General features: G+C 45.2%; 18 protein-coding genes and 1 pseudogene. 13 read left to right on the forward strand and 6 right to left on the reverse strand.

Going from position 1 to position 22,313, the window contains the following annotated elements:
- Positions 1 to 7 precede the first annotated feature (7 nt).
- Positions 8 to 1,198 carry an amino acid aminotransferase gene (locus tag GWI56_RS13535; protein ID WP_198573177.1) on the reverse strand — a complete coding sequence of 397 codons (1,191 nt, stop codon included), beginning with the start codon at positions 1,196 to 1,198 and terminating at the stop codon, positions 8 to 10.
- A gap of 435 nt (positions 1,199 to 1,633) precedes the next feature.
- Here GWI56_RS13535 and aroA point away from each other — a divergent pair, with 435 nt between their 5' ends.
- From aroA to GWI56_RS13585, 10 genes and pseudogenes are all read left to right on the forward strand, one after another.
- On the forward strand, positions 1,634 to 2,914 hold the full coding sequence (aroA, locus tag GWI56_RS13540) for a 3-phosphoshikimate 1-carboxyvinyltransferase (RefSeq protein WP_198573178.1): 1,281 nt from the start codon (positions 1,634 to 1,636) through the stop codon (positions 2,912 to 2,914).
- A gap of 186 nt (positions 2,915 to 3,100) precedes the next feature.
- Complete coding sequence (gene cmk, locus GWI56_RS13545) at positions 3,101 to 3,793, forward strand: (d)CMP kinase (RefSeq protein ID WP_028759874.1); 693 nt, start codon at positions 3,101 to 3,103, stop codon at positions 3,791 to 3,793.
- A gap of 99 nt (positions 3,794 to 3,892) precedes the next feature.
- Positions 3,893 to 5,563 (forward strand): annotated as a pseudogene (gene rpsA, locus GWI56_RS13550) (30S ribosomal protein S1); the annotation flags it as partial.
- A gap of 73 nt (positions 5,564 to 5,636) precedes the next feature.
- Positions 5,637 to 5,924, forward strand: a complete 288-nt coding sequence (gene ihfB / locus GWI56_RS13555) for an integration host factor subunit beta (RefSeq protein ID WP_006081718.1) — start codon at positions 5,637 to 5,639, stop codon at positions 5,922 to 5,924.
- A gap of 122 nt (positions 5,925 to 6,046) precedes the next feature.
- Positions 6,047 to 6,322, forward strand: coding sequence for a lipopolysaccharide assembly protein LapA domain-containing protein (locus tag GWI56_RS13560; protein ID WP_028759876.1), 276 nt, complete (start codon positions 6,047 to 6,049; stop codon positions 6,320 to 6,322).
- Position 6,323: 1 nt separating this feature from the next.
- Positions 6,324 to 7,484 (forward strand): lipopolysaccharide assembly protein LapB, encoded by a 1,161-nt coding sequence (lapB, locus tag GWI56_RS13565; protein WP_113940394.1) that lies wholly within the window; start codon positions 6,324 to 6,326, stop codon positions 7,482 to 7,484.
- A 45-nt stretch (positions 7,485 to 7,529) separates the two neighbouring features.
- Positions 7,530 to 8,225, forward strand: a complete 696-nt coding sequence (gene pyrF, locus GWI56_RS13570) for an orotidine-5'-phosphate decarboxylase (protein ID WP_113940395.1) — start codon at positions 7,530 to 7,532, stop codon at positions 8,223 to 8,225.
- A gap of 186 nt (positions 8,226 to 8,411) precedes the next feature.
- On the forward strand, positions 8,412 to 9,233 hold the full coding sequence (locus tag GWI56_RS13575) for an SDR family oxidoreductase (protein WP_028759878.1): 822 nt from the start codon (positions 8,412 to 8,414) through the stop codon (positions 9,231 to 9,233).
- A 70-nt stretch (positions 9,234 to 9,303) separates the two neighbouring features.
- The gene (locus tag GWI56_RS13580) at positions 9,304 to 9,846 is read left to right on the forward strand and encodes a DUF2058 domain-containing protein (protein WP_006086757.1); all 543 of its coding nucleotides are present in this window, start codon (positions 9,304 to 9,306) and stop codon (positions 9,844 to 9,846) included.
- 221 nt (positions 9,847 to 10,067) lie between these two features.
- A complete protein-coding gene (locus GWI56_RS13585) occupies positions 10,068 to 11,825 on the forward strand; it encodes an acyl-CoA dehydrogenase family protein (protein WP_198573179.1) in 1,758 nt (585 codons plus the stop codon).
- A gap of 101 nt (positions 11,826 to 11,926) precedes the next feature.
- Here the strand turns inward: GWI56_RS13585 and dacB are convergent, their stop codons facing one another.
- Positions 11,927 to 13,420 carry a D-alanyl-D-alanine carboxypeptidase/D-alanyl-D-alanine-endopeptidase gene (dacB, locus tag GWI56_RS13590; RefSeq protein ID WP_198573180.1) on the reverse strand — a complete coding sequence of 498 codons (1,494 nt, stop codon included), beginning with the start codon at positions 13,418 to 13,420 and terminating at the stop codon, positions 11,927 to 11,929.
- A 59-nt stretch (positions 13,421 to 13,479) separates the two neighbouring features.
- A complete protein-coding gene (locus tag GWI56_RS13595) occupies positions 13,480 to 13,656 on the reverse strand; it encodes a hypothetical protein (protein WP_006081710.1) in 177 nt (58 codons plus the stop codon).
- 430 nt (positions 13,657 to 14,086) lie between these two features.
- On the opposite strand from GWI56_RS13595, the gene GWI56_RS13600 reads away from it, so the two are divergent.
- Both GWI56_RS13600 and pssA read left to right on the forward strand, forming a co-directional pair.
- Positions 14,087 to 14,419 (forward strand): DUF1904 domain-containing protein, encoded by a 333-nt coding sequence (locus tag GWI56_RS13600; protein WP_028759882.1) that lies wholly within the window; start codon positions 14,087 to 14,089, stop codon positions 14,417 to 14,419.
- Positions 14,420 to 14,430: 11 nt separating this feature from the next.
- Positions 14,431 to 15,744 (forward strand): CDP-diacylglycerol--serine O-phosphatidyltransferase, encoded by a 1,314-nt coding sequence (gene pssA, locus GWI56_RS13605; RefSeq protein ID WP_198573181.1) that lies wholly within the window; start codon positions 14,431 to 14,433, stop codon positions 15,742 to 15,744.
- Between the two features lie 139 nt (positions 15,745 to 15,883).
- Here pssA and emrD read toward each other — a convergent pair whose 3' ends face one another.
- Both emrD and ampC read right to left on the reverse strand, forming a co-directional pair.
- The gene (gene emrD, locus GWI56_RS13610; RefSeq protein WP_198573182.1) at positions 15,884 to 17,116 is read right to left on the reverse strand and encodes a multidrug efflux MFS transporter EmrD; all 1,233 of its coding nucleotides are present in this window, start codon (positions 17,114 to 17,116) and stop codon (positions 15,884 to 15,886) included.
- Between the two features lie 377 nt (positions 17,117 to 17,493).
- Positions 17,494 to 18,678: a class C beta-lactamase gene (ampC, locus tag GWI56_RS13615; RefSeq protein ID WP_198573183.1), complete on the reverse strand. Its 1,185-nt coding sequence runs from the start codon at positions 18,676 to 18,678 to the stop codon at positions 17,494 to 17,496.
- 397 nt (positions 18,679 to 19,075) lie between these two features.
- Between ampC and GWI56_RS13620 the strand changes: the two genes are divergently transcribed.
- The gene (locus tag GWI56_RS13620) at positions 19,076 to 19,840 is read left to right on the forward strand and encodes a tRNA-uridine aminocarboxypropyltransferase (protein ID WP_131524052.1); all 765 of its coding nucleotides are present in this window, start codon (positions 19,076 to 19,078) and stop codon (positions 19,838 to 19,840) included.
- A gap of 148 nt (positions 19,841 to 19,988) precedes the next feature.
- Here GWI56_RS13620 and GWI56_RS13625 read toward each other — a convergent pair whose 3' ends face one another.
- Entirely contained in the window at positions 19,989 to 22,046 is a 2,058-nt protein-coding gene (locus tag GWI56_RS13625) for a PhoX family phosphatase (protein WP_028759887.1), read from the reverse strand.
- Positions 22,047 to 22,313 lie beyond the last annotated feature (267 nt).

Genomic DNA, 22,313 nt, shown 5'->3' on the forward strand with positions numbered 1-22,313 from the left:
CAGCGGCTTAAAGCACTTTAGCAATCGATTGAGCTAAGTAATCAACGTTATCTTCACTGATCCCAGCAATACTGATGCGGCTTGAACCTACCATATAGATGCTGAATTCTTTTTGTAGGCGCGCCACTTGCTCTGGAGCCACCCCAAGGAAAGAGAACATACCTTTTTGGCGGGCGATAAAGCTAAAGTCACGGTTTACGCCGTTGGCTTTAAGTTTATTCACTAAAATGGCGCGGTTGCCGTTGATGCGATCGCGCATCACTTTCAGCTCATCAAGCCATTCTTGGGTTAATTCTGCCGATCCTAAAATCGTCTCAACAATCGCTGCGCCATGGGCAGGTGGCATAGAGTAGAGGCAGCGAACCACATAAAGCAGCACAGATTGCGCGATATTGGCGGTATTGGCATCTTTGGCAATCACAGAGCAGGAACCAATACGCTCACGGTACAAACCGAAGTTTTTCGAGCATGAGCTGCACAGGATCATATTATCGACCGCTGCCGCCATATGACGCACGCCGTAGGCATCAATATCCACGCCATCACCAAAGCCTTGGTAGGCCATGTCAATCAGTGGTGTAAAGCCTTGCTCTTTTGTCAGGGCAACCACTTTATCCCATTGCTCTGTGGTTAAATCCATTCCGCTTGGGTTATGGCAACAGGCGTGGAATAACACCACATCATCAGGACTTACTTGCGATAATGCGGCAAGCATCTCATCAAATTTCAATGATTTGCTATCGTAGTCATAGTAAGGATAGGTTTTAACAGTAATGCCAGCCGCTTCGAATAAACCGATATGGTTTGCCCACGTTGGATCGCTTACCCATAACACAGCATTCGGGTTGCAGCGTTTGATAAAGTCACCCGCCACGCGCAGCGCGCCTGTACCACCGGGGGTCGATACAGTGCGGATACGGTTAGCGATAATGGCACAGTGGCCAGTACCAAAGGCTAATTCCGTCATCAAGGTGTTGAATTGTGGTGAGCCTGTTGGGCCAATATACACTTTAGTGGTTTCGGTATCGAGACGGAATTTCTCGGCTTTTTTCACGCAGCTCAGGATCGGGGTCACGCCTGTAGGGTCTTTATAAACGCCCACACCTAAATCAACTTTTTGCGGGTGGGTGTCTTCGCGGTACTGAGTCAACAAGCCAAGGATGGGATCTGCTGGCATTGCGATGAGTGAGTTAAACATAGCTCCATCTACCTTTCTGGTTATAGTGCAAACGTGATTGTTCGTATCAGATATGCGTTATTTATCGTTTGGAGGCTAGAATAGCGCGGAAAGGTAAAGTAATTAAAGTGAAAACTGTGATTACACGCTAGTTATCTTGGCAAAAAAGCCTGCCAAAAATACGGTTAAATCATAAATTAACCGCTTAAATTTTGCGTTTTTGTTATTTTTACACTGTTCTCAGCAAATAATCTGACCAAAATGTCATTTTTCTCGAAAAAACGGTTGAATCCTTAGCGACAATCGGTAATTTTATAACGACGAAGCACCAACAAGGCCCCAATCTCCTTTTATTTGTAATCTTAACTTGACGCGCTGTAGCGTGAAGTTGCCATTTTGCGTATTCAGTCCGCGTGATCGTGATGATGACGCCCTATAGAGAAAGAAGATTTATTCATGAAGCAATTACGTCTTGAACCTGTTGTGCAAGTCCGCGGTGAAATCAATATTCCGGGCTCAAAAAGTATTTCAAATCGAGCCTTATTATTGGCCACCTTAGCCCAAGGTACGACCACGCTCACCAATCTGCTCGACTCAGATGATATCCGCCACATGTTGGCCTCCCTCAAGCAGTTAGGGATGAACTACCGTTTATCGCAAAACAATACTGTGTGTGAACTCGATGGTTTAGGTGGTGTGATTTCCTCAGCATCCGCGCAGGAATTGTTTTTAGGCAATGCGGGTACCGCAATGCGCCCCTTATGCGCCGCCTTAACCTTAGGCCAAGGTGAATTTACTCTCACGGGCGAACCACGTATGGAAGAGCGTCCGATTGGCGATTTAGTCGATGCCTTAAGGCAACTCGGTGCCAATATTGTTTATCTTAAAAATGACGGTTTCCCGCCACTGACGATTAATGCCACTGGCCTTAATGGCGGTGATGTTGAAATTGCAGGCGATTTATCGAGCCAGTTTTTAACGGCTTTGTTGATGGTTGCGCCGCTTGCTAAGGGCAGCGTCAATATCCATGTCAAAGGCGAGTTAGTCTCTAAGCCTTATATCGATATTACTATCGCCTTGATGGCGCAGTTCGGCGTTAACGTCATTAACCATGACTACGCGCGTTTTGAGCTTGTTGCAGGCCAGCGTTATATATCACCGGGTAAAGTACTGGTAGAAGGCGATGCGTCATCGGCATCGTATTTCCTCGCGGCAGGGGCGATTAAGGGCGGCGAAGTCAAAGTCACGGGTGTGGGTCGTTTGAGTATTCAAGGCGATGTAAAATTTGCCGATGTGCTCGAAAAAATGGGCGCAGATATCGAGTGGGGCGATGACTATATTATTGCCCGCGGCTCCCAATTAACGGCCGTCGACTTAGACATGAACCACATTCCCGATGCTGCCATGACCATTGCAACCGCAGCCTTATTTGCTAAAGGCACGACGGTTATTCGCAATATCTATAACTGGCGTATTAAAGAAACCGACCGGTTAGCGGCTATGGCAACTGAACTGCGAAAAGTGGGCGCCGAGGTTGAAGAGGGGAATGACTACATTAAAATCACCCCGCCTGCCGTGATTAACACCGCTGAAATTGATACCTACAATGATCACCGCATGGCCATGTGCTTTTCTATGCTGGCATTTGCCGATTGCGGTATCACCATCAATGATCCAGATTGTACTTCTAAAACATTCCCTGACTACTTTAAGCAGTTTGCGAGCCTGCAAGGCTAAGTCTGTTTGTTTCGTCATTGTTACAACCATCAATGTCAAGAATAGCAAGCCGTATTTGTGCGGCTTCTAATCTTCATAAAAAATCCACGGATTTTGTTTGTCTTTTGTTGTACAATGCGGCGCGCTCATTTTCGGGGGCTCACTTGATGAACTCACGGATGATGGTTATTTTTTGCGGAGGAATGTATGTCTGAACGGGCTCCTGTAGTCACAATCGACGGCCCAAGTGGTGCTGGCAAAGGTACAATTAGTCAATTATTGGCTCAGCATCTAGGTTGGCAACTACTTGATAGTGGTGCCATTTACCGAGTTCTTGCGCTTGCAGCAATTCATCATAACGTTGAACTGGAAAATGAAGAGTCTATCACGTTGTTAGCGGCACATCTGGATGTGAAGTTTCTAACAGGCAATGATAAAGATCCGGTTCAAGTGATATTGGAAGGTGAAGACGTCACCAACGACATTCGCACCCAAGAGTGCTCGAATGCCGCTTCAAAAGTCGCTGCCTTTCCACGGGTGAGAGAAGCCTTATTACGTCGCCAACGGGCCTTTAAAACGGCGCCAGGATTAATTGCCGATGGTCGCGACATGGGAACAGTGGTTTTCCCAAGTGCGCCGGCAAAATTATATTTAACCGCCTCAGCTGAAGAGCGTGCCCAAAGACGCTATAATCAGTTGCAGGACAAGGGCTTCGATGTTAATATCGAGCGCCTTTTAAGTGAAATTATCGAACGTGATGACCGCGATATGAATCGTCCGGTGGCTCCTTTAGTCCCAGCCGATGACGCGCTCATTATCGATACTAGCGGTAAGGGTATTGATGAAGTGCTAGCGCTTGCGCTTAACTTTATCAACCAAAAATTATCCGGCACTAACTAAGTTAGTCCACCGGATAGGTATTCGTATTAAGGATGATACGGATAATTTGACTGACTCCACGTCTAGGACGGACAGTGGTTTAATAAAGAAAGTAACCTAAACATGACTGAATCTTTTGCTGATCTATTTGAACAATCCCTTCAAACTCTGGAATTCCGTCCAGGCTCTATCGTTCGTGGTACTGTTGTATCAATCAAAAACGGTATGGTACTGGTTGACGCGGGTCTGAAGTCTGAAAGCCCAATCCCAGCTGAACAATTCAAAAACGCTCAAGGCGTTTTAGAAATTCAAGTTGGCGATGAAGTTGACGTAGCTCTTGACTCTGTTGAAGACGGCTTCGGTGAGACTCAACTGTCTCGCGAAAAAGCGAAACGTCATGAAGCTTGGATCGTTCTGGAAAAAGCTTATGAAGATGCTGAAACTGTAATCGGTATCATCAATGGTAAAGTTAAAGGCGGTTTCACTGTTGAATTAAACGGTATCCGTGCCTTCTTACCAGGTTCTCTAGTTGACGTGCGCCCAGTTCGCGACACCGCTCACTTAGAGTACAAAGAATTAGAATTCAAAGTTATCAAGCTAGACCAGAAGCGTAACAACGTTGTTGTTTCTCGTCGTGCAGTTATCGAATCAGAAAGCAGCGCTGAGCGTGATGCACTGTTAGAAAACCTGCAAGAAGGTCAAGCAGTTAAGGGTATCGTTAAGAACCTGACTGACTACGGTGCATTCGTAGATTTAGGTGGTGTTGACGGTCTGCTACATATCACAGATATGGCGTGGAAACGTGTTAAACATCCATCAGAAATCGTCAATGTTGGCGATGAAATCAACGTTAAAGTACTGAAGTACGATCGTGAGCGCACTCGTGTGTCTCTAGGTCTGAAACAACTTGGCGAAGATCCATGGTTAGAAATCAGCAAACGCTACCCAGAAAACACACGTTTAACTGGTCGCGTTACTAACCTAACTGACTACGGTTGCTTCGTAGAAATCGAAGAAGGCGTTGAAGGTCTGGTTCACGTTTCTGAAATGGATTGGACTAACAAGAACATTCACCCATCTAAAGTGGTTAACTTAGGTGATGAAGTTGAAGTTCTGGTTCTGGACATCGATGAAGAGCGTCGTCGTATTTCTCTAGGTCTGAAACAATGTAAGACTAATCCATGGGATGACTTCGCAACTCGTTACAACAAAGGCGACAAGGTTTCTGGTAAGATCAAGTCAATCACTGACTTCGGTATCTTTATCGGTCTTGACGGTGGTATCGATGGTCTAGTTCACCTGTCTGACATTTCTTGGAACGGTACTGGCGAAGACGCAGTTTCTGAATACAAGAAAGGCGATGAAATCCATGCAGTGGTTCTGTCTGTAGATCCAGAGCGTGAGCGCATCAGCTTAGGTGTTAAGCAAACTGAAGATGATCCATTCAACGCATACTTGGCTGACAAGAAGAAAGGTACTATCGTAAACGGTACTGTTTCTGCTGTTGATGCTAAAGGTGTGACTGTTGAACTGGCTGACACTGTTGAAGGTTACATCCGTGTAGCTGACATTTCACGTGAGCGTATCGAAGATGCATCTACTGTCTATAATGTAGGTGATGCAATCGAAGCTAAGTTCATGGGTGTTGACCGTAAGAACCGCTCTATCAGCCTGTCAATCAAAGCGAAAGACGAAGCTGAAGAGAAAGAAGTAATGGCGACTCTGAACAAACAAGATGACGCTGTTATTAGTAATGCAATGGCTGAAGCGTTTAAAGCAGCTCGTAAATAATCGCCTGTTGTTTGGGGAGACATCTCTCCCCATTAGGCGACTGTGTTTGGCTTGATAATAGGGGATAGCTAGGATGACGAAATCTGAACTTATCGAAAAACTCGCCACCAGGCAGTCGCAGCTGTCGGCGAAAGAGGTTGAAGGCGCAATCAAAGAAATGTTGGAGCAAATGGCAACAACATTAGAAAGCGGTGATCGTATTGAGATCCGTGGCTTTGGTAGTTTCTCGCTTCACTATCGTGCACCGCGGACTGGCCGTAATCCAAAGACTGGTTCATCAGTCGATTTGGAAGGTAAATACGTCCCGCACTTTAAGCCAGGCAAAGAACTGCGCGAGCGTGTTGACGCCGTTAATGTGTGATTGACCGCATAGTAAAAAGCCTCCGTTAGGAGGCTTTTTTGTATCTATTGCAAGGCAATGCTGGTCAGCTTAGTAAATTTCTTGGATAATCATTAAATTGAAACGCGTTTAGGGAGTGCAGCGTGAAATCATTTGTAGCAACTGTGCTTGTGGCACTGTTATTTATTCTGGCGTTGATTTTTGGCGCGCGCAACGAACAAGTGGTGACCATCAGCTATTTTGTCGCACAGGGTGAATATCGTTTACCTGTTGTCTTAGCGATTGTCTTTTTTGCTGGTTTTATTTTGAGTTGGTTATTTGCTAGCTACTATATTGTTCGCTTGAAATTAAGTTTAGCGGCAACTAAAAAGAAACTAAATCAAGTGATCGCTAAAATCCCTCAGGATGTAGACGCCTAATATGCTTGAGATCCTCTTTCTGTTGCTTCCCATTGCTGCCGCCTATGGTTGGTATATGGGGCGACGGAGCATAAGGCAGAATCAAAGTAATCAACGTAAACAATTGAGCCGGGATTATTTTACTGGCCTCAATTTCTTACTGTCGAACGAATCGGATAAAGCCGTCGATTTGTTTATCAGTATGCTAGATGTTGACGATGAAACCATCGATACCCATCTGTCACTCGGTTCGCTGTTCCGTAAGCGAGGCGAGGTCGACCGCTCTATTCGTATCCATCAAAATTTAATCGCGCGGCCTACATTAACCAATGAGCAGCGTGACATCGCTATGATGGAGCTGGGTAAAGATTATCTAGCAGCAGGTTTTTACGACAGAGCTGAAGAAATCTTTATTAACTTGGTCAGCCAAGACGATCACAGTGAAGAATCTGAAACACAGCTTATTGCTATTTATCAGGTGATTAAAGAGTGGCAGAAAGCCATTGATATCACTAAGCGTTTGAGTCGTAAGCGTCAGCAAGTTTTAAAGCCGTTAACGGCACATTTCTATTGCCAATTAGCCGATGAAGCCAGTGATGATGCGCAGAAAATTAAACTGCTACAGCAAGCGCTGAAGCAAGATCCTCAATGCGGTCGTGCATTATTGACCCTAGCGAAAAAATTCCTCGATATTCAAGATTATGCCCAGTGTAAGCAAATGCTGCTGCAACTAAAAAAAGCCGATATCGAGCTTTTTGCCGATGCAATCCCCACAGCTAAACAAGTTTATCGCGACACGCAAGATAAAGAAGGCTTCCAAGAGTTACTCGCAGGGGCCATGGCCGATGGTGCGGGTGCATCAGTGGTTGTCGCCTTAGCGCAGCACATGATAAGTCTTGATGAGATTAAAGCGGCAGAGACCATGGTGCTCGATGCGTTATATCGCCATCCGACCATGAAAGGTTTTCAGCACTTGATGCAGATGCATTTGCGCCAAGCCGAAGAAGGGCAAGCTAAGCAAAGTTTAACTATGCTGGAGCAGCTCGTTGAACAACAAATTAAATTCCGTCCGAGTTACCGTTGTAAGGAGTGTGGTTTTCCTTCCCATGCGCTTTACTGGCATTGTCCTTCCTGTAAAAACTGGGGCAGCATTAAACGGATCCGAGGCCTAGACGGCGAATAATCTATTAGAAGAATACACAGTTTGTGTAACCCAGTTGGAGAGATGATGACGACTAAACCTATCCTCGTAGCGCTTGATTACGATAATAAAAACCATGCTTTACAACTGATAGAAAAACTCGATCCCAACATGTGCCGCCTTAAAGTCGGCAAAGAAATGTTTACCTTGTTTGGCCCGCAACTGGTGAAAGATATCCATGATCGTGGTTTTGATTTATTCCTTGATTTGAAATTTCACGATATTCCCAATACTGTCGCCAAAGCCGTGGCCGCAGCCGCAGAGCTGGGCGTATGGATGACGAACGTACATGCCAGTGGTGGCTTAGCCATGATGGAAGCGGCTAAAAAAGCATTACTGCCATACGGCGATAAAGCGCCTATGCTGATCGCGGTCACGGTATTAACCTCGATGAGTGATGACGATCTTAAATTACTCGGCATCAATGTTCCTGCGTTTGAGCATGTGCAACGTTTGGCGAAGCTCACGCAGCAAGCGGGACTCGATGGCGTGGTGTGTTCCGCCCAAGAAGCGACAGCCTTGAAATCACTGTTAGGTCATGATTTCAAGCTCGTGACGCCGGGGATCCGCCCAGTTGGCAGTGATGCTGGCGATCAACACCGCGTGATGACTCCACCTCAAGCGATAGCAGCGGGTTCTGATTACTTAGTGATTGGCCGCCCAATCACCAAAGCTGCCGATCCGTTAGCGGCATTGCAAGCGATTCACCAATCATTGGCATAGACGCCACACTAGCCGTCTAAAGCGCGGTTTGAAAGTCGTTTGACCGTCGTTTAAATAAAAAAGGCTTGGAATCGCTTGTTGGTATCCTTGATATGATTGATAAAAATTGAAATAGTATGTTGAATTACAAAGTAAAATACTTAATCACACCCTGAGTGCATATCTCACTGTTCACGGAGAACGCCCATGTTTAATGCTACGATGTTTAACTATCAAGGTAAAAATGTTGTCGTTGTCGGAGGAACCAGTGGGATAAATCTCGCGATTGCCATTGCGTTCGCACAGGCTGGCGCAAATGTGGCCGTTGCGAGCCGCAGTCAAGATAAAATTGATGCCGCGGTATTGCAGTTGCAACAGGCCAATCCTGACGGTATTCATTTGGGTGTGAGTTTTGATGTGCGCGATCTTAGCGCCCTTGAAGTCGGTTTTGATAAAATCGCTTCTGAGTTTGGTTTTATCGATGTGTTGGTCAGCGGCGCGGCGGGGAATTTCCCCGCCAGCGCCGCAAAGCTTTCGGCCAATGGTTTTAAGTCGGTGATGGACATTGATTTGCTCGGCAGTTTTCAAGTGCTAAAGCAGGCTTATCCTTTGCTGCGTCGCCCCAATGGCAATATTATCCAGATTTCGGCGCCGCAGGCTTCGATCGCTATGCCAATGCAAGTGCATGTTTGTGCGGCTAAAGCGGGTGTGGATATGCTGACGCGAACTTTAGCGTTAGAGTGGGGCTGTGAAGGGCTGAGAATTAATTCGATTATGCCTGGCCCCATCGCCAATACTGAAGGTTTTAATCGCCTTGCACCCAGCGCCGCATTACAGCAAAAGGTTGCCCAATCCGTTCCGCTAAAACGCAATGGCGCAGGTCAGGATATCGCCAATGCCGCGCTATTCTTAGGCTCTGAATTAGCTTCCTATATTACGGGAGTTGTGCTGCCGGTCGATGGCGGTTGGTCACTTGGCGGCGCCAGTATAGCGATGACAGAGCTTGGCGAACTGGCCGCAAAAATGTAGTTTGGTTTTAGATTATTGATATTCAAAATCGAGAACTTTGATTTTATAGAAATTAAGTAGGTAATGATCCATGGCTAATGCATTACAAGAGCAGCTACTCAAAGCAGGGCTTGCCAGTAAACAAAAGGTTCGCGACGTTAAGACTCAAAAACGCCGTGACAAAAAATCACGAGTTGATGATGGCTCAAGTGCTTTTAAGCAAGAAGTGGCCGAGCAAAAACGGTTGCAGGCGCAAAAAGATAAAGTGCTAAATGAGCAACGTTTTGCTGAGGCATCTGAGCGTGGACAGGTGCGCGGTTTAATCACAGAGTTCACTAAGTCTGCGATTAAGATCCCAGCTTATGCTGAAGTGAAATTTAACTATACTCTTGATAATAAAATTTATTCTTTATACATAGATGAAAAACTGCAGGCAGAATTGCTTAAAGGGCAGTTAGGCATAGTGCGTTACGAAGATAAGAGTTACTTAGTACCACATAAGTTAGCCGAGCGAGTTAAACTGCTGGTGCCGCAGTGGTGTGGTTATCTGTGGCAACAGGATGAATCTAAAGCTGTGGTCGTTGAAGATGATCCCTATGCAGATTACGCAATTCCTGATGATTTAATGTGGTAATTGCCACAAGCTTGTGAGCTAACGCTGCTACAATCCTGTGGTAAAGCTTATAAAATAGAGACCCTTAAGTTCAGGCTTAAGGTTTTTTTTATGGGTTGAATTTATACTTTGCTCACGTACCTCCATATTATTCACAGCTGTATTTGTAATGAGATTGTTTTCTACAGTGAACTGGTATAAATTAAAACAACTGTTTTAATCCTACGTTTAAGAGTCTACCAATGAATCCTTACCAAGCCCCGTTGACGGATATGCGTTTCCTACTGGAACAGGTATTTGATGCTCCAAACACTTGGGCACAATTGCCTGAGATTGCAGAAATGGTCGATATCGACACTGCTAATGCCATTTTGGAAGAAGCAGCCAAGATCAGCAGTGAGTTGATCCATCCGCTGAACCGGACGGGCGATGAGCAGGGCGTGTTGCATCAAGACAATCAAGTGATTACCCCTGATGGCTACAAAGCCGTTTATGAGCAGTATTCCCAGGGCGGTTGGATTGGTTTGTGTGGCGATCCTGAATTTGGTGGCATGGGGATGCCGAAGATGCTGGGGATCTTAGTCGACGAAATGGCTTACAGTGCTTGTAATGCGTTTACACTTTATGGCTCGTTAACCGCGGGGGCGGCTTTATGTATCAATGCCCACGGCAGCGAAGAATTGAAACAAGCTTATTTGCCTAAGTTATATTCCGGCGAATGGGCGGGTGCTATGGATATGACGGAGCCGCAAGCGGGTTCTGATCTGCGTAATATTCGCACTCGAGCTTTACCGCAGGATGATGGTAGTTATGCCATCACGGGCAGCAAGATTTTTATCACGGGTGGCGATCATGATTTAACTGAAAACGTCATCCACTTAGTGCTTGCTAAGCTACCGGATAGCAAAGGGATTTCACTCTTCCTTGTACCTAAAATATCGGTAAATACCGATGGCAGCTTAGCCAATGCCAATGGTGTATCAGTGGGGTCTATCGAGCATAAGATGGGCCTTAAAGGTTCTGCGACCTGTGTGATGAACTTTGAGAATGCCCAAGGCTTCTTGATTGGTGAGCCTAATCGTGGCCTCGTATGCATGTTCACTATGATGAACTATGAGCGTTTAGCGATAGGTATTCAAGGGCTTGGCAGTGCGCAGGCGGCGTACCAGATGGCGGCCGATTATGCTAAAGAGCGTAATCAAGGCATCGCCGCTGGCGGCTCTCCGACGGGCAGTGATTCTGATCCCATTATTGTCCATGGCGATGTGCGCCGTATGTTGTTGACCATTCGTGCGATGACAGAAGCGGGCCGTGCTTTGTCTGTGTTTACAGGACAACAGCTGGATTTAGCAAAATATGCCCAAGATGAGGTTAAGGCTAAAGCGGCGCGTTATGTGGGTTTGTTAACGCCAGTGGCGAAAGCATTTTTAACCGATCGGGGTCTAGATGCGACTATCATGGCGCAACAAGTCTTTGGTGGACATGGTTATATTCGTGAAACAGGTATTGAGCAATTAGTTCGTGATACTCGTATCGCTCAGATTTATGAAGGCACCAATGGCATTCAAGCCATCGATTTCCTCGGTCGTAAAGTCACTGGCGATAACTTAGCCGCATTAAACGAATTTGTGGCAGACTTGAAGGCACAAATGCGGGCATTCACCCATGTTGATGCGGTGAAAGTGGCGGCAGTATGCGCACGTTTAGATGCATTAGTTATAGTCGCCGAGTCAGTTAATGATCGCAAAGTGGCTCAGCCTGCACTTATTAATGCCTGCGCGGTCGACTTTTTAGATGCCTTTGGTTACACCCTGTATGGTTTCTACTGGTTGGCTATGGTCGATAAGGTCGCGGATCATGAAGATAAAGCTTTCGCCGAGCAGAAAGTCTATTTAGCTAAGTTCTATTTTGATAAGTTATTGCCAAAAGCGGACTACCATATCGCCCAAGTCAGAGCTGGTGATGCGACGACTATGGCGATGCCTGCGGAGTTGTTTTAACAAGGCTTCGGTATATTCGTTTAGATAAAAACTGAAAAAGCACTGATGACTCAGTGCTTTTTTATGCAAGTTTTTTACTCTGTAGCGATTAATTAATGACTCTAGTGAGCCGCAGTATTCACAGTCGCAGTGGTTGATGACGGTTGCAGCACTGAAATCAATTGTTTAAGAAACTCGGCATTGAATGAGGGGTTATGCTGATTTTTCAATTCAGGACTCATGCCATTCTCAAGGATTACAAACAGGGTATCGTTATGCTGGGGCAAACGGATAAAGCCCGCTAAATTAGACACGCCTTGCATCGAGCCTGTTTTAGCAAAAATTTGCTGTTTAAGCGGCGGCTTGTTGTAGCCCATACGATATCTTAAGGTGCCGCTGATCCCCGCCTGTGGCAGACTCGTGATTAACGGACTAAAGCGGCTATCTTGGTGGATTAGCGCCAACACTGCTGCTAACTGCTTGGCGTTGAGTAAGTTATAGCGTGACAATCCTGAACCATCCACAATATTGGCGTTACTCAAATCTATGCCTAAATTCGTTAAAATTCGCTGCATAGCAGCGGCACCATTGGTAAAGCTGCCTTGGGTCTTAAAATAACTTTTACCAAGTTGCTTAAAAAGGCTATCGGCAATCAAATTATCTGACTTGAGCAGCATAGTTTCGAGCAGCTCAGGTAAGGGCGCAGAGCTATGGCTGGCAATTAGTTTTGCCTTTTGGGGTAAGCTAGTGCCGAGTTGTACTTTACCCGCAAGAGACATCTCGCCTTTAAGTAGGGAGGTGAGGTTATCTTGGGCAAATTTGAACGGATCGCTGACCGCAATCGCCAGTGGTATCGCCTCACCGCCAGGGTAACAGCCGCGTAAATGGTAGTTATTTTGACCTAATCTGACCATATCAAGTTGGCAAAATTCGCGGTTCGCCTTTTGATCAAACACCGCATCGCTGCTGATTTTGACTCCATAACTCCCCGCGCGCAGACTTACCTGTGAAGGTTTGCTGGTAGAGCTGGGGCTAAACTGACCATAGACGCAGTTCTGATTGATAATATAACTCGACACTGGCGCGGCAAAACAAATGCCCAAATCATCCCAAACCCAACCCGGAGCTTGCAATTGTTCCTGCTTATCGCCGAGCAAATACAGATGTCCATCAATGCGATTAATGCCTTGTTTTACGAGATTGGCAAAAATGGCCTTGAGATCGGCTTGAGTCAGCGTGGGATCGCCACTAAAACGCAGATAAGCACTGCCTGCGATATGGCCTTTGCGTATTGGTGCATCTGTCCATAATTGTGTGACATAACGAAAATCAGGTCCAAGCTGAGCCATAGCACTGACTGCCGTGAGCAGCTTTTGGGTACTGGCTGGAATAAACAAGGTCTCAGCTTGTTGGCTATAGATCACTTGATTGTTCGACATATTCATTGCCAGTAAGGCGATTTGTGAATGTCGAGGGCTGATCTTACTGATTGCTTGGCTAAGCGAAGTGGTTTGAGCACTTATCGGCCTAGAATCATGTTGCTCTGCATAGGCCATATTATGACTTGCGGCTAGGAGTAGGCCGGCATATAGAGTGGTTTTCAGTAACGTTTCCATGTTAGCTATTGGCCATTTTTATCAAAACATCATTAAGATTAGGTTGGTATTGTGTGCGGTTAATCCTCACTGCTGCCGTCATCCTTTTCCATCAAGCGATATAAACGTAGGGTAACAAACAATACTAGCCCAATAAACAACGGCAGGATGAGTAACCCTAACTGGGTTTTAAAATGGAAAATACCCCAAGCAAACAGCAATGTCAGTGCTAACGTCAGCAGAATTTTTTTGTTCATAGTTCTTAATCTTGTATCGTGTGGTCTAATCGCAAATAGGCGGTTTAGTTTACGCTAAATCACTGGATTCGGGGTGAATGAAATGGGTTTGAAGATTATTTTGTGATTTGGCAGACATTTTGGGTGCAGTTTAGTGAAATTTGGACTGATTTGTAGCGTTAAGAATCACCCTATTTAGGGGCGAAATATTGTGTGGACGGGCAAATAATGCCGAGAATACTCGCCGTAAAATGCGATTTCAAGCAAGGATAAATGAAGAAGATTTTTAGGTAAATCGGTGCACTGAAGTGGAATAAAATCGCGTGAGGTCAAATTACCAGCAAAACCGTTAGGTTTAACAAGACTTTTGGGAGAAAAGTCTTGCCGAGACGAGGTGAAGTCGGTAATTTCTACCCCTTACGATTTTAGGTTCTTAGGTAACAACTAAACCATGCCACATATTAGTATGCGCGGCTTACCACAAGCGGTCGTTGCAGCGTTCAGCCAAACATTACTGCAGTCATTGGCGGATATATGTAAAGGTAATGCAGAGAGTTTCACATTAGATTGGATCCCAAGCATCAGTTTTCGAAATGGAAAAATTGATCAACGCTTTGTCCAAGTTGAGTTACTCTGGTTCCCTAAGGACCCTGATATACATCTTAAAGTAGAACAAACGATCAGGTTGGCAGTGACAGAGGCCTATCCAGAGTTAACACATATTGCTGTGATGTTTTTATCACTGAACCCCAGCGCTTCCTATCGGGGTGGTCAGCATGTTTAAAGGAGGATGCCTTGCTAGATAAGCTTGGTGGAATAGCCGTTCAACCCGAGGCTTTAACGTGGTTGCTCACGCCATGCCGTTTCAAGGCAGAATTACTCGCTCGTATTGCGAGCGCCAAGCACAGTATTTATATTGCGGCGCTGTATTTAGAAGATGACGAAGCGGGTCGTGAGATATTACAAGCCCTCATGGATGCCAAAGCGGCAAATCCAACGCTTGATATCAAAGTGTTAGTCGATTTTCACCGTGCGAGACGTGGCTTGATTGGCCATAAAGGTGATAGCGGTAACTATTTGATGTACCGCAGAGTTATGGCTGAAGCCGAACATCCCATCGATATCTTAGGTGTACCCGTCAAATCCCGTGAATTTATGGGTGTGTTGCATCTTAAGGGATTTATTATCGATGATGCGGTGATCTATAGCGGTGCCAGTCTCAATAATATCTATTTGCAACAACACGATAAGTACCGTTTCGATCGTTATCACTTGATTGAGTCTGCCGAATTAGCGCGCAGTATGCGCGCGATGATCCAGAAAAATATCATTTCTGATCCAGCTGTGTGTTCATTAACGCAAGATGCTGAGCAAGAAGTGCTACCACCAAAGACGGACATGCGTAGCTTTAAGCTGAGACTGTCTGATGCTGAGTATCAGTTTAAGGAGACCCGTGATGGCAATCGCATCACGCCGTTACTTGGGCTAGGACGTAAGAAAAACTTGCTCAATAAAGTGGTTGTCGCCTTGGTGGAAGAGTCAAAAGGCTCGCTGTTTATTTGCACGCCCTATTTTAATCCGCCGTACATTTTAGTGCGCGCTTTAGCGAAGCATTTACGCAATGGCAAACGCATCGATATCGTTGTGGGCGACAAGACGGCTAACGATTTTTATATTCCGCCAGAGCAGGATTTCTCGACCATAGGTGCATTGCCCTATATGTATGAGCAATCATTGCGTAAGTTCGCTAAACGCCAACAGTGGGCGATTGATAATGGTCAGCTGAATATCCATTTGTGGAAACATGGTATCAACAGTTATCACCTCAAGGGCATCAGTGCCGACGGTAATAAGCATTTGATCACAGGCTCGAACTTGAATCCAAGAGCTTGGGCGCTGGATCTTGAGAATGGTTTGTTGATCCAAGATGAAATTGGCTGCTGGAAAGCCCAGTTTGAAGCCGAGCAGGCACATATTCTGGAACACACACAGCGGTTATATCACTACAGCCAAGTAGACACCTTACAGAGCTATCCTGCGCCAGTGAAGAAGATCATGACTAGAATTCGTCGCCTTAAAGCTGATTTTTTACTGCGTCGCATTCTGTAACGATTAAAGCTATAGAAGCAATAAATTAATCGATATTTTTGATTTATTACAGTGTGTTATCGATTTAAAAAGCCCACAACAATGTGGGCTTTTTATTGACTGATGGTAATAGATGAATTGTCGCTTCAAATCATATCCATTAAATCTGTGGCATTAAATTCTGGTGAGTATCATTTTGATCTTTGGCGTAATAAAGAGACAGAATCACTAAAACCACCATTACAGCACTTAATAAACCTATGCTCAACTGGCCGCCCATAGGCACTAAAGACATAGTTAATGCGGCAAGTCCGGCACCAAAATTTTGTAATCCCCCCAGTAATGCGCCCGCAATCCCCGCCTGACGTGGAAATGGCTCTAACGCAGCAGATGTTAGGGTAGGGAACAGCATGCCTGCGCCACTGAAGAATAAAATTGATCCAATAAGTAAACTCCAGCCAACCACTAAATTAAAAAGACCTGGGATCAACATAAATAATGCGCCAGCACCGAGTAACGCAACACCTTGGTAAACAACCCTTTGTGGCTTATTCTGTCGGCCCGCGATGAGAGCCCCCAGTAAGTAGCCAGGAATTGGCGCAACAAAATAACAACTGACCATAAAAGGTGTCAGTCCGAGATATTGGCCATAGAGTACGCCAGCAATTGCTTCAAACGCCGCAATACCGGCAAAGGTGGCGATCAATGAAAATAAATAAGCGCGAAATGCTCTATGGCGCAGGACATGCTTATAGGATTTGAAAACGGCTTGATGTTCCCGTTGCGCCTTAGGTAAAGACTCTTTAAAGAGGAATATTAACAACAGCCAGACCGCGACACCGAATCCCGCTAATACCCAGTATACGGCTTGCCAGCCGAAATAGGCTGCAGTGGCGCTGCCGATAAATGGTGCAAGCAAAGGTAAAAACACTACAGCCATAGAGACATAGCTATTAAATTTTACCAGTCGGTCGCCAAAGTAATGATCGCGGGGAATGCTCCGGCATAATGCGCCTGCGCTGGCTGTGCCTAATCCTTGGATAAGGCTTGCCATTATCAGTTGGTTAAAACTTGTGGCTTTCGCCGCGAACACAGCGCCTAGAACGAAAATTGCGATACCCACGATGAGTGGCATTTTACGGCCAACGCGATCTGACACTGGGCCATACACAAATTGAAACATCCCGTAGGAGAGTAAGTAACAGGCCATCACGGCTTGTAGTTGGCTGGCGTCCACATGGAGCCCGAGTGCGATTTGCGGAAGGGCTGGAACAAAAATCGTCTGCGCCATTTGGCCACAGGCGACCATAAAGACAATCATTAACAGTAGGCTAGACTGACTCGCCGCTGGAGCGACATCGTGATGAATAGGAGAATGTGGCGTGCCTGACATGATATTTCCGAAAAAGGTCACTTAAGGTATTTGCGCGCATCTTACTCCCTAAAAGCGTAACTTCAAGTGTCAATCATATTGATTTAACGAAATAATTTTTAATGCGATGCATAAGTTTTTATCCTGATTTTAAGCTGTAAAGCTAAACTTACGATAGGTTATTTGTCTGTTAACTAGGTCGATGAGTTGCAAATGAATTAACGCAAGGATTAACCCTGCGGTGCATCTTTTCTTACAAGCCGCCATGAGAAAAGAGAGATTGCAAGGAAACTGTGAGTTAGCAGCAAGGTGTCAGCCATAAATCAGTAGCGACAAGAATATTGTTAAGAAAAAGGAGATAGCACCAATATACTTACCTCCTCTATCCTAGTGCATGGTTATTTTTGCAACTTTTCGATCCCAGTTAAAATCTGGTAGCCCACAGTGACACGTGGCGGAACGGGGTAGTTTTTATTACTCAGCAGTACAATGCCGAGTTTTTTTGCAGGAATAAATGCTGCATAAGCGGCAAAACCGCCAGTAGAACCTGTTTTATTGATCCACACATTTTGCTGCGGCGCGAGGGGCGGCACTATGGGTTTAACGGGTGTACTGCCAAACACGACTTCCTGAGTATGGCTCATAAGTATTTTATCAAGATCAATAGGATATGAGTAATGCTCCCAAATCATATCTTGGGTCATCATGCCCACATCAAAGTATCCCGTGTGGGTCTCATCGAGTGCCGTTTGCAGTGGTTTGGCAAGCGGGTGCATTTGCATATTGGCCTCAACAAATTGCAGTAAATCCTTGGCAGAGGTTTTAACGCCATAGGCTTCATCGGCTAATACACCGGGATTGACTCGCACTGGCATGTCTTGCTTATCATAGCCTTGGGCATAATCGGCCATTTTGTTGCTAGGAACCTTGAGATAGCTGTTTGTCATACCCAATTGTGGAAATAGTGTTTGCTCAAGTACTTGTGGAAACGTTTGCCCTAAACTCTGCGCGGCAATCATGCCAAGCAGCCCAATACTCGGATTGGCGTAATTCCTATGGGTCCCCGCGGCAAATGATGGTTGCCAATGCTTAAGGTAATCCATTAACTCTGCATTATTAGTGACCTTATCAGGAACTTGCATCGGCAAATCACCCGCTGTGTGGGTGGCTAAATTGATGAGACTAATCTTATCAAAATGGCTGCCTTTTAATGCTGGAACATAATCACTGGCCATATCCGTGAGTGTTAATTTACCTTCGCCCTGTGCATAGTTAGCCAGTGTTGCGGTAAAGGTTTTACTGATAGAGCCAATCTCGAACAGGGTATCTTCAGTCACACTTTGCCCTGAGGTTTTAGAACTGACGCCATATTGGTAAAAATACTGTTTACCTTCTATGGTGATGCCAATTACTGCACCGGGAATAGCATACTCGGCCATCAGTGGTTTAACTGCGGAATCTACAATTGACTGGATGTCTTTGGTATTAAGTGTTTTGGCTGCAGTGGCATGAGAGAATAGGGCCGCAGAGATGAGGATGCCGTTTAGTAGTGGTATTAAAGCGATCGGGGCTTTTTGTTGCATAATTGACCTTTCATCGAAACTGTATTTGTAGAGTAGATTTTCGCATGATATTAGGGCAATTCCACACTAAGTTAAGTCATTACTGATATTTAGCTTAAATACTCCCCCAATAGGTAAGTTAAACGTTAATTTGGTCGATTTAGTGTTGCATGCTAAGTGGTAACACAGATTAATACATTACAGCTTTTTTAAGGGATAATTGCTCGGTGCTCTAAAATTATCTCGCTGACGTTAGGCTACAGATGAAACCATCAACCACTGACACCGGCCTTTTATCACGATAATGTATTGTGCGATTGCACCATTGATGGCCAAGGGATAAACTGCGCCACCGCGATTAAAAGTGCTAACTGATGTGGTCGCGATCCTTAATAAGTTTGATAGAGAATTGGTTTTTATGGCTTTAGCCCCCCATGCAGTGCACCATTTATATCAGTACCGTAAGTCTATTTCGACTAAACCCTTTGGTGCCCGCGGTAAAAAACTGATCCGCTGTCCATTATGTCTCTTAGGTGAGCAGTTCTGTACCTGTGCACTACGCCGTCAGTTAGATACTCACGCCAGTTTCCTGCTGATTATGTATAACGATGAGGTGTTAAAGCCGACTAATAGTGGACGACTCATTGCGGATCTTATTCCTGATACCCACGCCTATATTTGGTCACGTACAGAACCTGAAGCTGAGTTGCTTGCTTTGCTGAATTCGCCGCAATATCAACCCTATTTAGTGTTTCCTGCCCAATATGCAGAGCAAGGGCAAACCGTACTGAACCAAGTGCCGATGTCGACATTGGCCGAAGGTAAACGGCCGCTGCTAATCATGCTCGATGGCAGTTGGCGTGAAGCGATTAAAATGTTCCGTAAGAGTCCTTACTTACACTCACTGCCGTTGCTTTCCTTCGATCCCGACACGCTCGCGACCTATGCATTGCGTAAAGGTAGTCATGATTTTCAACTTGGCACCGCCGAGGTGGCATCATTGGCTTTAGGAGCGATTGGCGAAGCGGCTAATGGCAAAGCCTTAAGTACTTGGTTTGATTTGTTTGTTGAATCTTCCTTACTTGGCCGCAATCGCCGTTGCCGTGAGGACCTTCTGCCAATTACAGATTTTACCGATGCTTTTGAACTGGCTTTTGAACAAGCAAGTCGTAGTAAGAGTTAATAGATGTTGGATTTAATCAATTTTGAAAAAGGCTAGTTAACTATCTTCTTAAATAACAAATCCCCTACAGTGAGGGGATTTGTTATGTGTAGCAATTAACTTATAGGAACTTCATATTTAAGAAGATACCTCGCACAAGCATAATTGTTTATACCGCGACTTCTTTGCCATCTAACTTACGGATAACGACCGTAGCGGCGCGAGGGCGTAATGTCGTGCCCGCAGGCGTTTTTTCAGCGGCATTGGACGAATAAGGCCAATTACCGGGATGCTGAATGTTAGCAAAAACAGAAGTGTAATCAGGGCTAATAGCAAAACCCGTAACCTCACAGTCGTTTGGTCCAACGAAGAAACGCTTTAATTCCATTTGGTTATCAGCCGTTACGCCGAGCTGTTTCTCTTGGCCATCAACAAGCGTTGAAGGCACTATTGCTAGCATCTGATCGTTGGTTTCTTCTGCGACCTCCTTGGCTCCATTGTCGGTTTGAACCCACAAAATACCGCGTTGATCGAAGGCCAAACCGTCTGGGCTGGCAAATTGGTTAAGATCCGTTAAGCCTGATAAGTTTGTCTCTGCGTTACCATCACTTGGTGATCCGAATACGAAGATATCCCATGTAAATTCAGTATCTTTGTCACTTTCATCCCAACGAATAATATGGCCAAAGTGGTTTTTCAATCTTGGGTTCGCTGGATTGGTTTCAGTTCGTTTTGAGTTGTTGGTCAAGGTCAAATAAATTGAACCTGTGAAAGGATCGACAGCACACCATTCAGGGCGATCCATAGGTGTTGCACCAACAAGATCCGCTGCGCCTGCGGTGTTCAAAATAATCTCGGCTAAGCTAGCGAAAGTATTGCCTAGGGTTTTTCCGTCTGTAGTCTGGCTATCTAAGGTTAAAGGCAACCAAACACCACCACCGTTGGCATTAAACTTAGCTGCATATAAAGTACCTTCATTCATATACTTATCGCCAGTTTGTATGCGATTGCTGCTGTCAGCATCTTTTGCATCCCACGCCGCGGCCGAGACAAATTTATAGAGGTATTCGAATTGTGAATCGTGGCCAGAATAGAACACTACTGGCTTACCTTCGGTTAACTTGCCAAAGGTACAGCCTTCATGGCGGAAACGACCAAGCGCGGTACGTTTTACTGCGCGCGATGTTGGATTGAAAGGGTCAATTTCAACAATATAACCGTGACCATTCGCTTCATTACGATAGTCATCTTGAGCACTTGCACCTTTTGGCGTGACATCAAAACGCGCGAATTCATCGAGACGTTCCTCATCATGACCTGCAAGATCATCCCAGCCATAACGTGTGCTGGTTTTGCTGATCCCGATGCGATTTTGCTCGGCAGTTAACGTACCACGGTTAGCGAAATAGCCTGGCCAGTTTTCTTCACAGGTTAAATAAGTGCCCCAAGGCGTGTAACCATTGCCGCAGTTATTTAATGTACCGCGAGCCTGACTACCGTCGGGAGAGTAGCGGGTTTCGAGTAGAGAAGAGTAGGCGAGAGGACCGCTAATATCCATTACAGTCGCACCGGTGAATCGGCGGTTATGGTTATCATTGCTAACCACTTCCCATTGATTATTAACCAGTTTTATACGTACAACCGATACGCCATGGGCGTTGATTTCTTTACGTACCTCATCGATAATCGTGCGCAAACCTGAAGTAGGATCAAAAGTTTGTCCTGCAGGATGTAATGCAACTTCATCAATATATTCATGGTTAATGCAAAGTAAACCGTCATTACCCGTATCATTTAATGGAAAGAAATGCATGCCATCGTGGTGCATACCGACTGAGTTCGCTTGGTCATCGGCAGTGTTACTACCATCACTTTTCCATGGTGCTGCTTTTGCATTTAATGGCGTGCCCCATGGTGCAAGTACTTGCGCTGTATAGCCTTCTGGCACAACGACGGCATCTAAACGAGAACCCGCAACTGACGTAAAGTTTAGCTTGGCGGTACTTTTTGTCGGTGGCAAAGGTGTCACTGGATCAACAGGTTTTGTAACAGGGGCGTCATCTGATCCGCAAGCAGTTAAGCCTACACTGGCAAAAGCTGTCATAGCACTGAGGCCTAAACCACTTTTGACGAAGTTACGGCGAGATAAATGTTTATCCAACACTTGGTTAAATGGCTCGTTATTACTTTTATTATAAAGTGTAGGATCAAAGGTGGCCTTACTCATATATTACTCCGGCTAGTACGATGGATTAAATTTCGTGACTAAGGCTAAAGTATCAATATGACAATAAAGATGATTTTATATTACAATAATACTGCAGTGAGCAATAAACCCGATATGCTATGAAAATGTTAACCAGCAGTTTGCTATGGTCTAAGATGCTGAGGTCGCAGTATCTCAATTAGAATTTTTATTTTGCTATAATGTCAAATCTTGTATCCAAGATAAAAATATATAATGTGAAATTATTGCTTTAATTATTTTCAAGCT

The sequence above is a fragment of the Shewanella sp. DW31 genome, from assembly GCF_015767295.1.
Lineage (GTDB): Bacteria > Pseudomonadota > Gammaproteobacteria > Enterobacterales > Shewanellaceae > Shewanella > Shewanella oncorhynchi.

Coding starts and splice junctions, on each gene's coding strand:
- GWI56_RS13535 (WP_198573177.1), bottom strand. CDS start 1,198: ATGTTTAACTCACTCATCGCAATGCCAGCAGATCCCATCCTTGGCTTG.
- aroA (WP_198573178.1), top strand. CDS start 1,634: ATGAAGCAATTACGTCTTGAACCTGTTGTGCAAGTCCGCGGTGAAATC.
- cmk (WP_028759874.1), top strand. CDS start 3,101: ATGTCTGAACGGGCTCCTGTAGTCACAATCGACGGCCCAAGTGGTGCT.
- ihfB (WP_006081718.1), top strand. CDS start 5,637: ATGACGAAATCTGAACTTATCGAAAAACTCGCCACCAGGCAGTCGCAG.
- lapB (WP_113940394.1), top strand. CDS start 6,324: ATGCTTGAGATCCTCTTTCTGTTGCTTCCCATTGCTGCCGCCTATGGT.
- pyrF (WP_113940395.1), top strand. CDS start 7,530: ATGACGACTAAACCTATCCTCGTAGCGCTTGATTACGATAATAAAAAC.
- GWI56_RS13575 (WP_028759878.1), top strand. CDS start 8,412: ATGTTTAATGCTACGATGTTTAACTATCAAGGTAAAAATGTTGTCGTT.
- GWI56_RS13580 (WP_006086757.1), top strand. CDS start 9,304: ATGGCTAATGCATTACAAGAGCAGCTACTCAAAGCAGGGCTTGCCAGT.
- GWI56_RS13585 (WP_198573179.1), top strand. CDS start 10,068: ATGAATCCTTACCAAGCCCCGTTGACGGATATGCGTTTCCTACTGGAA.
- dacB (WP_198573180.1), bottom strand. CDS start 13,420: ATGGAAACGTTACTGAAAACCACTCTATATGCCGGCCTACTCCTAGCC.
- GWI56_RS13595 (WP_006081710.1), bottom strand. CDS start 13,656: ATGAACAAAAAAATTCTGCTGACGTTAGCACTGACATTGCTGTTTGCT.
- GWI56_RS13600 (WP_028759882.1), top strand. CDS start 14,087: ATGCCACATATTAGTATGCGCGGCTTACCACAAGCGGTCGTTGCAGCG.
- emrD (WP_198573182.1), bottom strand. CDS start 17,116: ATGTCAGGCACGCCACATTCTCCTATTCATCACGATGTCGCTCCAGCG.
- ampC (WP_198573183.1), bottom strand. CDS start 18,678: ATGCAACAAAAAGCCCCGATCGCTTTAATACCACTACTAAACGGCATC.
- GWI56_RS13620 (WP_131524052.1), top strand. CDS start 19,076: ATGGCTTTAGCCCCCCATGCAGTGCACCATTTATATCAGTACCGTAAG.
- GWI56_RS13625 (WP_028759887.1), bottom strand. CDS start 22,046: ATGAGTAAGGCCACCTTTGATCCTACACTTTATAATAAAAGTAATAAC.